9 protein-coding genes are annotated in these 14,871 nt (G+C 43.8%); 2 read left to right on the top strand and 7 right to left on the bottom strand.

Annotated elements, in window-relative coordinates; all coding sequences use genetic code 11:
* Window positions 1-89 precede the first annotated feature (89 nt).
* Window positions 90-2,153, top strand: coding sequence for a glycoside hydrolase family protein (locus BQ7394_RS00985; RefSeq protein WP_075555662.1), 2,064 nt, complete (start codon window positions 90-92; stop codon window positions 2,151-2,153).
* 97 nt (window positions 2,154-2,250) lie between these two features.
* Here the strand turns inward: BQ7394_RS00985 and BQ7394_RS00980 are convergent, their stop codons facing one another.
* The 5 genes from BQ7394_RS00980 to BQ7394_RS00960 all read right to left on the bottom strand — a co-directional run bounded on the left by BQ7394_RS00980 (window position 2,251) and on the right by BQ7394_RS00960 (window position 13,296).
* Window positions 2,251-4,785: an alpha-L-arabinofuranosidase C-terminal domain-containing protein gene (locus tag BQ7394_RS00980; RefSeq protein WP_075555661.1), complete on the bottom strand. Its 2,535-nt coding sequence runs from the start codon at window positions 4,783-4,785 to the stop codon at window positions 2,251-2,253.
* Between the two features lie 17 nt (window positions 4,786-4,802).
* Window positions 4,803-7,109: a glycoside hydrolase family 3 N-terminal domain-containing protein gene (locus tag BQ7394_RS00975; protein WP_075555660.1), complete on the bottom strand. Its 2,307-nt coding sequence runs from the start codon at window positions 7,107-7,109 to the stop codon at window positions 4,803-4,805.
* Between the two features lie 87 nt (window positions 7,110-7,196).
* The gene (locus tag BQ7394_RS00970) at window positions 7,197-8,753 is read right to left on the bottom strand and encodes a RagB/SusD family nutrient uptake outer membrane protein (protein WP_075555659.1); all 1,557 of its coding nucleotides are present in this window, start codon (window positions 8,751-8,753) and stop codon (window positions 7,197-7,199) included.
* Between the two features lie 22 nt (window positions 8,754-8,775).
* Entirely contained in the window at window positions 8,776-12,141 is a 3,366-nt protein-coding gene (locus BQ7394_RS00965) for a TonB-dependent receptor (RefSeq protein ID WP_075556817.1), read from the bottom strand.
* 234 nt (window positions 12,142-12,375) lie between these two features.
* The gene (locus tag BQ7394_RS00960) at window positions 12,376-13,296 is read right to left on the bottom strand and encodes a FecR family protein (protein ID WP_075555658.1); all 921 of its coding nucleotides are present in this window, start codon (window positions 13,294-13,296) and stop codon (window positions 12,376-12,378) included.
* Between the two features lie 94 nt (window positions 13,297-13,390).
* On the opposite strand from BQ7394_RS00960, the gene BQ7394_RS00955 reads away from it, so the two are divergent.
* Window positions 13,391-13,975, top strand: coding sequence for an RNA polymerase sigma-70 factor (locus BQ7394_RS00955; protein WP_075555657.1), 585 nt, complete (start codon window positions 13,391-13,393; stop codon window positions 13,973-13,975).
* On the opposite strand, the gene BQ7394_RS00950 is transcribed toward BQ7394_RS00955, so the two are convergent.
* Together BQ7394_RS00950 and xseB are read right to left on the bottom strand one after the other, a co-directional pair.
* Window positions 13,946-14,662 carry a 2-C-methyl-D-erythritol 4-phosphate cytidylyltransferase gene (locus BQ7394_RS00950; protein ID WP_075555656.1) on the bottom strand — a complete coding sequence of 239 codons (717 nt, stop codon included), beginning with the start codon at window positions 14,660-14,662 and terminating at the stop codon, window positions 13,946-13,948. The genes BQ7394_RS00955 and BQ7394_RS00950 overlap by 30 nt on opposite strands.
* Complete coding sequence (xseB, locus tag BQ7394_RS00945; protein ID WP_046145623.1) at window positions 14,662-14,859, bottom strand: exodeoxyribonuclease VII small subunit; 198 nt, start codon at window positions 14,857-14,859, stop codon at window positions 14,662-14,664. The genes BQ7394_RS00950 and xseB overlap by 1 nt, the downstream gene beginning before the upstream one ends.
* Between the last annotated feature and the right edge of the window lie 12 nt (window positions 14,860-14,871).

The raw sequence follows: 14,871 nt of genomic DNA, 5'->3' as shown, positions 1-14,871 counted from the left end.
CATCAGAGATTACAAATTATTAAATTCTAACAGTCACAGTCTCTTAAAAGATTGTGACAGATAATTGTTACACTCAAATTTCTGGAAAAATGAATACTAAATTTATTACTTCGTTTACCGTAGTCATACTCATTATCAGTAGTATTATCGGCTGTACCGAGACACAAAAGCCGGTTCAACTCGAACTCCGTTCTTCCCCCTGGAATTTTACAACCCAGGATACCCCATTAAATACCCTCACGCAGCAGAATGCAAAAAATAATTTTGTATCACCGGGAGATAGTAGCAGTTTCACTATTAAACTACAGGTCAACCTGACAAAAGTCACTTCAAAAAAATCGTTACTTACAATTCCGGGGGTATTGGAATTAAATACATATCGAAACGATCCGGAAGACCGCAAACAACAAAATTACCCGGCCTATCCTATGGCTGACGGTTCCGTACCTGTATTGGAGGCTTCCCTCCTGCTCCATCTACCGGTTCAACCGGAAGAAGCCCGCTATATGCCAGTCGGTATTCCGTTGGCAATGTTGGATAAGCCTGAAGGAGAACATGAAATTGTCCTTCATTTTTCAGGGGTTCGATGGACTATGTTTGTCGACAATGAACTCCTGGATAATGACTTCCCTTTAGGTTATCCTCAATGGGGAGAACAAACAACCTGGGAAATAGATCCTTCTATTGTTTCGAAAGCTGAAATATATTTTCCGGGAATTGAACCTCAAAAAACAAATTTAGATACACCACGCACTTCACCGGAAATCCAATACTGGACACCTGAAGGGCATAATACCTGGGTAGGTGATGTAGCAACTTTCTTCTACCAAGGACGTTATCATGTATTTTATTTGTATGACAGACGCGGACATGCCAGCAAATTCGGCAGGGGAGCCCATTATTTCGAGCATATCTCAACAACTGACTTCAAGACATGGACTGAACACGATCCAGCTACCCCTATTGAAGAACAATGGGAAACATTAGGTACAGGTACGCCTTTTGTTTTTAACGATAAACTTTGTATCAGCTACGGACTTCATACGACCCGTATTTATCCCAAAGAAAAGACAACCTTACCACAGTTATGGGATTACTATAATGAACATGGTGCAACAGGCTCCTTCCGTTACGATACGATGCCCGGATTTCCTGCCGGTTCGACTTACTCTATCAGCCAGGATGGTATAAGCAATTTCAAGAAAACACATATATTATTCCACCCATGCGAAAACCCAAGTGTATATACCGATCCGGAAGGACGTTTACGCATGTTGGCCAACTATGGAGCCAAAGGAACCTGGGAGTCTGGCTCAATCGATGGTGGCTGGTGGTCTGTCAATCCCGGATTTCCTCCGGGAGGTGACTGCACGTTCTTTTTCCGCTGGGGAAATTTTGATTATGTAATCGGTGGATTTACTGGCTTATGGTCAAAACCATCTAATGCAGGTGAAGATGAATATACGGATGTAGTCAAACAAGGACTGGATTTTTATAATGGGATGTGTGTACCCGCCATCACTGAAATAGCTGGTGGGCGCTTCCTGATGGCCGGTTGGATTCCAATGGTTAACTGGGGCGGGACATTAAACATTCATGAGATGATCCATTACCCTGACGGCCGTATCGGAACAAAATGGATGGAGGAAATTATTCCAGCTACTGAAAAGGCAAAGACTTTGGCTAAAAAAATAACAGAGCCATCTTCTTTTACTATTGAAAATCCTTCATTTATGTTGACATTCGATGTTGAGCCCGGAGATGATCTATCCGGAAAACTCGGAGCTTTACTTCTCGGTGCCGACGAAAACGATCACGCTTGTGAAATTCAGGTTAGTCCCAAAGCAAAGAAAGCACAGTATGCAAAAGGAAATCTGCAGAAATTCGCAGAAGCAGAAAAGACTTTACGTGAAGGAGGTTATCCAAACCATGCACGCGATTATGCCATTGAAAACTTGATCGATACCGACAAACCGTTTACACTTCGTATGATCGTCAAATATGAAGATAAATTTGGTGGTTCACAAATTGATACTGAAATTGCAGGCCAACGTACCATGATATCATTTCGTCCGGGTTTGAAAGTGGAAAAATTAATTCTTCGCTCCGAACAAACAGAAATAAAAAACTTGAAAATAGCTCCCCTCAAATAGTTAATATAATTGTTCTATCTGTCCGGATATAAATATACCTGCCGAAAGTCTTTTTGTAAAGATTCCGGCAGGTATTATATTTACTTGCTAATCGTGCTTATCGTTCGCAAGGAATTCGCAGGATCGTAAATGAATTAGGCTGACAAACCATTTCGAAAGAAGGTTTTATTCCTTTCAAGACAGTTTCTACCGGAACGACTTTTTCCGGATTTGCAAAACTGTTCTCATCATCCGGATCCACACCACTTAAAGTGATCTGCGTACCTTCCGCTTGAACCGATTTCATATTAGACAGGTTGATCGAAGTATTCCACGGTGTATTCTCACCATTTACCAATTTGATAACAACCTCGTTAGTCTGCTTGTCATAGCCGGAAACAGCATAATGACGGATTACCGGCAGATAAGTATATTCATACTCCAACTGGTTATCCAGATAACATTTCCAGTGATTTCCCTTAATCTCGATTCTGACATCATACCAGCGATAAGTATTTACACCGGTTGCGTTACGATAGTCGAACAAAGAGACATTGCCGGCAGCATTTCTTTCTCCGAAGATCACAGACTCGTTCGTATGGCTACCGATATCCGCCATAAAATATTGTTCTTCTCCTTTAGAACCGAAAAAGATACGGAAACCTTCACGTCCTTCAAGCTTTTGGGCTTTCAGTTCTATGGTGCAGTCGCCAAGTTCTTTGCCGTTCAGCCACAAGTAAGAGTCACCTTCCACTTTCGACTGTTTCAGGACGCCGTTATCAAGGCTCCAGTCGCCTTGTGAAGCAGTCCAGGCAGAAGACAGGTCGCTCCAGTCGGTAGCGTATACCGTTTCACCGTCACGGGTTACCTTAAAGTCTTTGAATTCGGCTACGGTGTTGCAAGTTCCGATACCCAGAATTCCCTGTGTCTGGAAAATAGGCTGCGTCTCAGCCGGAAGAACCTGGGTTTTCAGGTTGACATCCGGACGGTTATCTGAAAACATCTTCAGGATATGATAGTTCGTACGGCCATATACCGAGTCGTTCTTCAAAACGATCAGGTGGTTACGGCCATGTCCGTCCGCATTTTCCAATAGAGGAGCGTAAGATACCAACTGTACCTTATCGGCATTACGTTCCACACCCGTCAGATAAGCAGCTTCAGCCAATGAAGAATACAAGCTGGAACGTCCGGTAGCGGCGTACTCACCGACATAAATCTTATAAGGATAATCGGCCGGAAGTTTATCATACAGGTCGCCGTTGCGATAGAACCAGTCGGCCGTCTCATAATAATGCGGATCGATGATATCGATCGGTCCGGCTTCTTGCAGATAAGGACTGAACATCAGGGCACAGATCGGTGTGATCTGAGGATATTTCTCTTTGATAGCCGCATAGAAGCGTTTGTAATTGGCAGCATAACGGGAACCGATATTTTCGTTTCCTATCTCGACATATTTCAATGGGAAAGGAGCCGGGTGACCGTTCTCCGCTCTTTTCTTACCCCAATAAGTATCTGTATCGCCGATGGCATACTCGATAGCATCCAACGCTTCCTGGATCAGGTCATCCACCTGTTTATCGTCACAGAAATCCCCGTTACGGAACAGGCAGGCCATACCGGCATTACAAACGAACATACCGTCCGCATGCACATCCTCGCAGAATTGCAAGAACTCATGATAACCGAAACCATACGTACTGCGATATCCCCAAAGGTTATATTCGCCCGGACGGGTCACAGGATCGCCGATCGTTTCTTTCCATTTAACACGGTTTGCCATGTTCAGGCCTTCCACGATACAGCCACCCGGCCAACGGATAAAGGCAGGATGAAGATCAGCCAGCATTTCAGCCACATCTTTACGCATACCGTTCGGACGATCCATAAATGTTTCTTCCGGGAACAGGGATACATAATCCAGATAAATAGTTCCTTTGTTCTTGAAGGTCAGTGCCAGACGGTATTTGTTTCCTGTCGAAGCAGAGACAAGTGTTCCGTCGTAACGGTGCCACTGGTTATCACGGATGATTTTAAAGCTCTGTGAAGCAGCCGGCTGATTGTTCTCATCGATTAAAGCGACAGACACTTCTTCATCGCTGGCAGCATCCGCTTTCAGGTAAAAAGCCAGCTTATAAGAACTCCCTTTGGTAAGGGCCATATGCCAGTATCCATTGTTGATAACCTGTACGTCACCTGCCGACTTTCCCAGTTCCAACTGTAAAGCATGCGGGGTTGCCGGATGCAGGGGTTGGTTATCCACGACCTTATAAACAGGCTGGCCTGCCGCACAAACGACTTCCCACCCGTTCATGGCCTTTCCATCCTGCCATTTTACCTTGAAATGATTGATCGAGTCGTTGGAATAGCAAGGTAAATCTTTCGATACGGCATATCCATCCTCGTAAACAGTCCCTGACGGCAAGTTACCGTCTTCGAACCCACGGTTAAGCACCATTTCCGCATATAAACCACCATCTCCGGAATGTGTAATTTCTTCGAAAAACACACCGTACAGTGAAGAGGGCACTTCGGCCCCTTCCTGGGAGACATCCACAATTATCTGGTCCGACTTATTACAAGCGACCATCGACAAGCACAACGATAGTCCTGCCAACCAACCAGATCTTTTATACCATTTATTATCCATTGTATTTAAAATTGAGATTAATTATCTACGTATTCTACGGTTTGCCGGCATTGTATATCTTCCGCCGATTTTGCAAACATAAATTCAAACTCACCGGGCTCCGTAACGAATTCCATCCGGGAATTCCACAAGCCGAGTTCTATATAGGATATTGAGAATGTAACACGTTTAGATTCACCAGGTTTTAGTTCTATTTTCTTGAAACGTTTCAATGCAATTACCGGAGTAGTGACGCTACTCACTTTATCATTCACATAAAATTGTACGACTTCTTTTCCCGTCCGGTCGCCGGTGTTTTTTACAAGTACGGAAACCTCTACACTTTCTTTACCGAAAGTCTTTTTGGAAACTTGCATATCGGAGTATTCGAAAGAAGTGTAAGACAAACCGAATCCGAAAGGAAATAAAGGAGCTGGAGATGAAAACACATAATCACGTCCGGCCTTTTCTTTTGTCCCCGGTTCACGGTTGATCCCTTTTGCGGAGGGTTTATAATCATAGAAAACAGGAATATGTCCCACCGACCGGGGGATCGTCGCATTTAAACGACCGGAAGGATTCACCTTGCCGAACAGGATATTGGCAACGGCTGTACCTCCTCTTTCCCCCGGATACCAGGCTTCGAGTATAGCCGGGACATTTTCTTTTTCCCAGGAGATACTCCACGGACGGCCATGTACCAACACCAGGATGATCGGCTTGCCGGTTTCTTTCAGGGCCTGTACCAGTTCACGCTGAACGCCCAGCGGATTGATGTCTGTCAGGTCATATCCTTCCCCGCAGGTAAACGGGTCGCCTACCTCGTTCTCGCCCGGTCCTTTTCCCCAGCCCAGTCCCGAAAGGATCACACTGGTTCCGCCTAATACGACAACTACGGCATCGCTTTTCTCTGCAGCCCTTACGGCTTCCGGGAAACCTTCTTTACTTAATCCCGAGATATTGCAACCTTTGGCATAATGCACATTCACCCGGTCTCCTACCGCCTGCCGGATTCCTTCCAGCACGGTAACTCCCGACTTATTATCACGCGTATAGGAATAATCTCCATACTGCACCTGATCGGCATTCGGACCAACCACGGCGATATTCTTCAGCTGGCCGATCTCCAACGGAAGCGTCTTGTTCTCGTTCTGCAACAGGATAATGGATTCTTCTGCCACCTTCTGTGCAAGTTCTATATGAGCCGGCAGGTGAACTCTTTTCTTTATATTTGCTGCTTCAGGATAAGGTTTTTCGAACAGGCCGGCTTTAAATTTTGCCGTCAGGATACGACGGACCGAATTATCGATCAACGACTCTGATACTTTTCCTTCTTTCACCAATTGAACCAGATGAGGATAGATATCCGGGCGGGCTGCTTCCAGGTCGAGTCCGGCAGTTACGGCCATTTTAGCAGCTTCCGCTTTATCACTGGCTACCTTATGGAAGTTATAGAGCTGCGAAACACCTCCGTAATCCGAAAAGACATATCCCTGGAAATCCCATTCATCACGTAAAACCTCTGTCAATAAGAAATGATTGGCATGAGCCGGCACACCGTCCACTTCATTATAGGATGGCATAACGGCATATACATTTGCGTCTTTTACGACTTGCCGGAAAGGAGGCAAATGGAGAGATCGCATTTCTCGTTCACCCAATGATGCCGGTGCCAGGTTGATGCCAGCCCACGGCTGGCTATATCCGGCAAAATGCTTGGCTGTACACATCAGTTTACCGGCTGGAATACCGATACGGGTCTGTTCCGGTTTTCCTTGCATACCGATAACAAAGGCCGATCCCATCTGTCCTACCAGGTAAGGGTCTTCGGCATAACATTCCTCGTTCCGTCCGTAGCGTGCGTCACGGATCAGGTCAAAGAGCGGAGACAAAGCCTGGTCTACTCCCGAAGCAGAAGCTTCATAGGCGATGACGGAGGCCATTTCTTCTATCAGTTCCGGATTCCAGGTGCTCCCCTGCGCGATGGCCTGTGGGAATATTGTTGCCCCGTAGGCCAGTTGTCCGTGCAGACATTCCGCGATCTGGATCGGAGGAATACCCAAACGGGTATTTTCGCGGGCATGCTTTTTAGCTTGTGCGGATTGTTCGACAATCTTTTCCAGACTTTCGAAAGGACTGTCGCAAACGCCATATACACCCGAAGAACGCGGGAAATTTCCTAGTCCCGTCATCGACATTTGTTCTACCTTTTCTTCCAGCGTCATGCGCCCGAGCAGGTCTTCAACACGGTCTTTTACCGGGGCTTTCGGATCTTTATACAACTGCGGGTAAGCCGCATGTCCGCAAAAGACAGCCAAAAGAATACATATACTTTTTCTGATCATATATTTCTCTTTATAAAAAAGGGTAAAAGTCTTGTTTGATAAATCATTCCCAAAACCCTTACCCTTTCTATTATTTAAACTGAATGATTACCAACCGGGGTTATTCGGCAATAATTTCGGATTCGCATCTGTCTCTGTTGAAGGAATAGGCCACAACAGATATTTCTCGTCGAAAGTAACACCGCTTTCGTTAGCAAAACCATCATATGCATCATAACTGTTAGCTTTCACATTATATGCCTTACGGGTACGCTGAATATCGAAATAATCTTTATTCTCGAAGCATAACTCATGTGCACGTTCTTTCCATACAGCCTGCAGGAAATCGTCTTTGCTTAATCCGGCAACAGGAGCCAGGTTAGCACGGCTACGGATAGCGTTGACCATATCGTAAGACAACTGGTCGGGAGCACCGTTTGCCTGAGTATAAGATTCTGCATAGATAAACATAACTTCCGGCAGACGATACAAAGTAAAGTTGATATCACACAGACCGGTCTTTAATGCACCTTCGATGTCATAATACTTGTACAAAGCCGGTGAACCGAATTCGATAATATTGGTCTTATCATCACGATGTCCGTCTTTAGTAAAAAACATTTCCTTTTCTTCAGTACGTTTATCTCCTTTTTCGTAAGAATTATAGAAATCCCAGGTCGGCATCAGAGCACCGAACTCGTCGTAGATCTTGATGATCTGCTTCATAGTCGGTACAATCATGGAAGTGATCTGGTTCGTTGTGATACCTTCTTTATACTGGATCTGGAAGATCAGTTCACCACGGTTCTTGTTTTCATCATCATGCAGTTTTTCATAAGAATCGAACAAAGAATACCAGGCTGAACCTGCTGCACTGGCATTATAATCGGCACTGGCTGGAGAAACACAATAAGATTTGTCGAGCACCTCTTTTGCTTTCTCGTAAGCCAGCTTATAATACTCAGCACCCTTATTCAACGGAGCACCTGCCATATACTGATAAACATCAGCCATGATCGTTTTCACCAGACCTAAAGAAACACGGCCCGTACGGTCGGTTTCAGGAAGACCGGATTGTTCTGCCAGTTTCAAATCGCTCAGGATCGATTCGAATACTTTCTCTTTTGTGGCACGTTCCGGATACAGGAGTTCAGAGTCGGCTGTCACTGGTTCAAGGATCAGAGGGATATCGCCGTACAGACGTACCAGATAGAAATAATAAAGGGCACGCAACGTATGAACTTCGCCCAGCAGGCTCTTAGTGTCGCCACTAACCTTCTGGATACCGGTGATACACATGTTACAGTCGGCAATTCCTTCATAGAAACCTTCCCAGATATTCTTGAAAGAAGGGCTGTTCGTTCCTGTTGTATGACGGATATAACCGTTGTTATAAGTACTTTGTCCCAAAGTGGTTGCATGTCCGCACAATAACTCCAGTGTTACCCACGGGCCTTCACCATAACCATCATAAGCCTGCAACGCTCTCAAACGTTCGTAAGCACCGTCTACCGCAGTCTTAGCCTGGTTGATGTTCTGGAAATAACTATCCTGACTAAAGTTAGTTTTAGGATTTTCTTCCAGAAAATCCTCACAGGAGGTACCTCCTGCTAAAAGCAAACCGCTCAAAGCGAATATATAGAATTGTTTTACTGTTCTTTTCATGATCAATATAGATTATATTAAATTAAAAACTTGCACTAAGACCAAAGGTGTAGCTTCTTGCTTTAGGATAATCATAGAACTGGATATTCTGTGAGAATCCGGTATCCCAGGTAGAAACTTCAGGATCGTATCCGGAATAAGATGTGATCAGGAAGAAGTTCTGGGCAGAGAAAGAAACACGAAGTTTAGTGAAACCGATCTTACTGATCAGTTCTGTTGGCAGAGAGTAACCGATAGAGATATTCTTACCACGCAGGAAAGAACCGTTTTCAACCTTATGAGAGTCGATCAGCGTTGTATATCCGGCACTGGCCAGACGAGTCTGTGCGATCGGTGTATTCTGATTTTCTTCTGTCCAGGCATTCAACACAGTCTTTTTAGAGTTGGCAATGCTGGTACGGTCTTCCGAAGAGTGATTAGTATTGTTCAATACATCGGCACCGACAGAATACTGCAATTCCAGAGAGAAGTCGAAGTTCTTATATTGCAGGTAGTTATTGAATGTACCATAGAAGTCAGGTGTTCCACGACCGATGATCTGTTTATCTGCGTCATTGATCTGATTATCATTATTCAGGTCTTCATGTTTCAGGTCACCCGGTTTCTTTCCGTATTTAGCGGCTTCTTCGGCTTCATTGCTACCCCATGTTCCCAGCAGTTTATAACCCCAGAATGATCCGACAGGTTCTCCGACACGCAGAATAACGTTCTTACCCAGGAAATCGGGATCGACCAGTTTGTCTTCATTATTTACACCTAATTGGGTAATTTTGTTCTTCAGGAATGAAATATTGAATGAAGAAGACCATTGGAAGTCGTTGGTTTTGATATTGACAGTGTTCAATGTCAACTCAATACCTTTATTTTCCATGCTACCGATATTAGACATCATAGAACGTTTACCACTGGTTGCAGGAACCGGAGCTTCATACAATAAATCTTTTGTTTTCTTCAGGAAGAAGTCGGCTTCCAGAGATAGACGGTTGTCAAGTACACCGAAGTCGAAACCGAAGTCCCACTGTTCTGTCTTTTCCCATTTCAGATCCGGGTTAGCCAACTCACCGATAATCATACCGGGAGCTCTGTCGCCTCCGAATACATAAGTAGTTGATCCCAACATTGAAAGTGAACGATACTGGCCTATATCGGAGTTACCGGTCAAACCATAGCTTAAACGCAGTTTCAGATTAGATAACCAGTCTTTTGTATTTTCCATGAAAGCTTCGTCTACGACACGCCAGCCTAATGCAGCTGATGGGAAGAATGCATATTTATTGTTCTTACCGAATTTGGAAGAACCGTCCACACGTCCTGTCACAGTCAGCAAATATTTGTTTTTCAGACTGTAGTTGATACGGGCGAAATAAGACTCCATCTGCCATCCCATAAATTCGGAAGCAATAGATTGTGATTTTGCCTGTCCCAGGTTGTTCCAATTGAAGAAATCGTCAGACAGATCCTGCCCGGTTTGTTCCGTACGCAGCTTGTGATATTTCTGATACTCGGCACCGACCATCGCGTTGATCGAGTGGATATCGTTGATCGTCGTATTGTAAGTCAAGTGATTTTCCCACTGCCAGAAACGGCGGCGTTCACTGTTTACATTCGCTTTGTTTTTACCCACACCTGTACGTAAGCTGATCGTAGTAGGAGCAAAGATAAATTCATGCCAATCTGTATTGGAGACACCAATAGTCGTTCTGAATTCAAGACCTTTCATAAAAGTAATGTTCGCATAGGCATTACCATTGAATACAGCACTCTTGTTCAACCACTTCAATTCACTTGCCAGGCTGGCAGGAGTATCAGCATCTTCCATACCGGCAAAATCTGCAGGACGGGCAAAAGTTCCATCAGCCCATTTGGTAGGAATGATCGGAGTCGTTTCAATCATGGTTCTCGGGATATTACCTGAACCCTGCTCCTGATCCTGGAAGCTTTCGCGGATATCACTATAACTTAACATTGTTCCGACCTTCAACCAATCGGTAATTTCAGTATCCAGGTTCAGACGACCAGAGAAACGTTTCTTATAAGTTGACTTCAGGATACCTTCATCATCTGTATAATTCAGGAAAGCAGCATAAGATGTTTTTTCCGATCCACCTGTTACCGACAGGTTATGGTTCTGACTTACAGCCAGACGGGTTGCTTCATCCTGCCAGTCTGTGTCATATAAAGGCTTACCGTTGGCATCGAACAATTCGCGGTTGCCATAAGTATTGCCTACTTTATAATGTTCGCGGACATATTCGGGACTGAATGAGTTGTACTTTCCTGATTTCCAACCTTCCGGGTCGAACTTTTCTGCGTTCTTGTAACCGGTATCCCATACCTGCATAAATTCTTCTGAATTCAATACATCGATCTTACGGGCCAGTTTGCTGAATGATACGTTAGCATCATAGCTGACACTTGCCTTTTGACCCAGTTTACCTTTCTTCGTTGTAATGATGATAACACCATTAGAACCACGAGTACCGTATATAGCGGTAGAAGATGCATCTTTCAAAACATCGACGCTCTGGATATCATTCGGGTTAATAGCATCTAGGCCTCCGCCTTCCCATACAACACCGTCGACTACATAAAGAGGGGTACTGCTTGCATTGATAGAACTATAACCACGGATCTGTATGCTGGTTCGTCCACCCGGGCGACCTGAGTTGGTAGATACATTTACACCGGCTACGCGTCCTGCTAAAGCCTGTTCAACAGTTGTTGCCGGACGTTCCATCAATTTCTCCGATTTAATGTTGGCAACCGAACCTGTCAGGTCTGATTTCTTCTGGACACCATAACCTACGACAATAACTTCATCCAGGTTTTGTGTATCTTCCACCAGCTTGACAGCAATCCGGGAATTATTTCCTACCGGAACTTCTTTTGTCAGATAACCGATATAAGAGATCGTTATAGTAGCCGATGCAGGAACTTCCAACGAGAAATTACCATCGATATCAGTTACCGTACCGATTGTCGTTCCTTTAATTGAAATGTTAGCTCCGATAATAGGTTCACCCAGGTTATCGGTAACAACACCCGTGATTGTACGGTCTTGTTGCTGAACAGTTGCTGCTACTGCTGCTTTTTTAGACAAAATAATCTGTTTGTCCACAATTTTGTACTCAACATTCGTATTGTTGAATATCTGGGATAAGATATGATTGATATCGCCTCCGTTTACCTTCAGGCTTACAATACGATTTACGTCCACTGTATTATCTCTGAACAAAAAAGAGAAACCTGTTTCTTTTTCTATTTGGTCAAGCGCTTGTTCAACCGTTACGTTTTTCAAAGATAACGAAAGTGAAGTTGTCTGTGAATAAGATACTCCTGCATACAGCTGAGTAGCCAACAGAAATGAAAACACTACACTTAACTTCATAATACGGAAAGATTTAAGCAAACATCGGGCATAGATGCTCTTGCGTAATTTAAATAACTTCATAACTTTGTAAATGATTTATATTTATTGTTTTTTTGACAGGTTGGCGCCTGTCAAAAGATGTTTCACACGGGCAAGAATAAGTTGGCGCTTATTCTTGCTTTTTTTTAAGGCACATTTCTTTATTACACCATAGGCATATTCGATTTAAGTACAACTATATTTTATTTGTCTTTATTTCTGATACACATCGATCCGTTCCCTGGCAAAAGTGGCATCGTTATTTTGCTCCAGGCCTTTCACAGTCCATTCAATAGGCGCTGTCAGTTTCAGGTAATTCAGGATCTGTTCTACCGTTTCTGTCGTGAATGCTGCACGATATTTATATTCCTTGTTACTCGTTTTATGCAATACGATATCAACATTATATCGTTTGGACAATTTCTTCAATACCACATCCAGCGGTGTATTCCTGAAAACCAACCGTCCGTCTTTCCAACCTATTTTTTCCTCCAGGTTCACTGATGAGACGGTGAACTTTCCTGTTACCTTATCAAACAGTGCTTGTTTCTCCGGTTCCAAAGAAACCGTTTGATTTTGGCTGATCACGTCGATCTTGCCTTTTGCAAGAACAGCCTCTATGCCGGATTCATCTTCATACGCATTGATATTAAATTTTGTCCCGTAAGCCATCACCCTGACACCTCCGTCGGTGGAAACGTAAAACGGATGCTCCCGATCCGATTGTACTTCAAAATATCCTTCGCCCGATAATTTCACGTCCCGTTCCTTGCTACTGAAGACAGACGGGTAGCTCAACGAACTTCCGGAGTTCAACCATACAACGGACTGATCCGGCAAAACCAAGCGGGTCACTGTACCCGGAGCAGAACTTACCTGATTGTAGGTGACCTGAGCCAGCTGTTTTTTCTGATCCATGTATAAATAAGAAAAAACAATCGAAGAAATCAGCAACGGTAATAGTAGAATAACGGCTATACGGGAAATGGTCTGCATATAGATCCGGCGACCTTGCTTTTTTTGCATCCGCTTTCCTATTCGTATATATCCTTTTTCCACATCTACTGACTGATATTCTAAAATATCTTCAGTCAATGCCTTTATTTCTTCTATCGTTTTTTTATTATTTTCCATTTTCCAAGCCTTTGTATAATAGAGACACACGAAAATAAAAATCACGACAGCAAAATCCGTTTTTTTTCAAAAAAAGAAATACATTTGTCAAATCATGGAAAAGGAACACGCTGGCGCAGTTGATATTGAGCTCTTATTTCGGAACATTTCGACCCTGGATGATGAGAGATCTTTTCGTAAATTATTCGAATATTATTACCCGGCATTATGTCTCTATGCAAAGCGCTTTATCAAGGAAAGAGAAACCCGGGAGGACATCGTTCAAGATGTATTTTTTTCTATTTGGGAAAATAGGAAATATATATCTGTGCAAACTTCTGCCAGGAATTATTTACTGACTTGCGTACGAAATCACTGCTTGAATTTTCTCCGCCGCCAGCCAACAGAATCGTTCGAACAGGTCATTCAGGAGAATATTCCTATATACGCAGAAAATAATGACGATTTTTATACACTGACCGAATTACAGGAATTACTGGCGAAAGCACTTAACAAACTCCCGGAAGACTATCGCCGTGTATTCATACTAAACCGCTTTGAAGATAAAAGCTACGGAGAAATAGCCGAATCGATGGATATTTCGACACGGACAGTTGAACGGTATAAAAATAAAGCAATCGAGCTTCTTAAAAAAGACCTGAAAGATTACTTACCGCTCCTTATCGGATATTTGTTTTAAAATCAAACTTTCGGCAACCAGTAAATCAAAAGGTGTCGTAATTTTTATATTTTCCCGGTTTCCGGTAACCATGTGAATGGCTTCCCCCATCGCTTCCACGACAGATGCATCATCTGTAAAAAGAGCAGAAAACTCTTGTTCATAAGCTTTCAATAACAGCTCGGCATCAAACACTTGCGGCGTCTGTACAGCAAAATAACGGTTGCGGTCTACCGGATGAGAGCCTTTTTCGTCTGTTTCGCGTAAGGAGTCGATCATCGGCATAACAGGAATAGCGACTCTGTTTTTTTCCGCTTCATCGAAACAGGCAGCAATCACTTCAGAAGAGACAAACGGGCGTACGCCGTCATGCACCGCTATCAGGGCTTTTTCATTTCTCCCGGATGTATTTCCAATTTCTTCCGAAAGGAATTGCAAACCGTTCCGAACGGAATGAAAACGCGTCTCCCCGCCATTGGCAATCCGGTGAGGTACTTTGCATCCGATTTCGCGACAAAGCATATTCCAATAAGACTGATGATCTTCGGGAAGAACCAACACCAGTTCAGCCAAAGCATCCCACCGATGAAACGCTTCCAGCGTATGCATCAGGACAGGTTTCCCTTCCAGCGGGATAAACTGCTTTGGCAGGTCTCCTCCCATCCGAAGCCCTTTCCCTCCGGCAACGATCAGAACGTATTTACGCATTATTCCAGTTCCTCCAGTACCTTTTTAACTTCTTCGTCTACCTTATATAATTTCTCTTTACACAATTTGATCAGCCGGGTTGCTTCTTTCACTTTCTCGGAAAGAACATCCACATCCAGTTCGCCGTTCTCTATATCGGCTACGATCTTACGCAGTTTTTCTACTGCTTCATTGTATGTTTCCTCTTTCTTTGTCATATATCGGATTGA

The organism is Parabacteroides timonensis (assembly GCF_900128505.1).
Lineage (GTDB): Bacteria > Bacteroidota > Bacteroidia > Bacteroidales > Tannerellaceae > Parabacteroides > Parabacteroides timonensis.
Note: the sequence above shows the minus strand (reverse complement) of the source record. Positions and strands in the feature narration are given on the sequence as shown.

Excerpts from the sequence above, each read along its gene's own strand:
- BQ7394_RS00955 (WP_075555657.1), top strand. The coding sequence starts at position 13,391 with ATGGAAAAGGAACACGCTGGCGCAGTTGATATTGAGCTCTTATTTCGG.
- BQ7394_RS00970 (WP_075555659.1), bottom strand. The coding sequence starts at position 8,753 with ATGAAAAGAACAGTAAAACAATTCTATATATTCGCTTTGAGCGGTTTG.
- BQ7394_RS00950 (WP_075555656.1), bottom strand. The coding sequence starts at position 14,662 with ATGCGTAAATACGTTCTGATCGTTGCCGGAGGGAAAGGGCTTCGGATG.
- BQ7394_RS00975 (WP_075555660.1), bottom strand. The coding sequence starts at position 7,109 with ATGATCAGAAAAAGTATATGTATTCTTTTGGCTGTCTTTTGCGGACAT.
- BQ7394_RS00980 (WP_075555661.1), bottom strand. The coding sequence starts at position 4,785 with ATGGATAATAAATGGTATAAAAGATCTGGTTGGTTGGCAGGACTATCG.
- BQ7394_RS00960 (WP_075555658.1), bottom strand. The coding sequence starts at position 13,296 with ATGGAAAATAATAAAAAAACGATAGAAGAAATAAAGGCATTGACTGAA.
- BQ7394_RS00965 (WP_075556817.1), bottom strand. The coding sequence starts at position 12,141 with ATGAAGTTAAGTGTAGTGTTTTCATTTCTGTTGGCTACTCAGCTGTAT.
- xseB (WP_046145623.1), bottom strand. The coding sequence starts at position 14,859 with ATGACAAAGAAAGAGGAAACATACAATGAAGCAGTAGAAAAACTGCGT.
- BQ7394_RS00985 (WP_075555662.1), top strand. The coding sequence starts at position 90 with ATGAATACTAAATTTATTACTTCGTTTACCGTAGTCATACTCATTATC.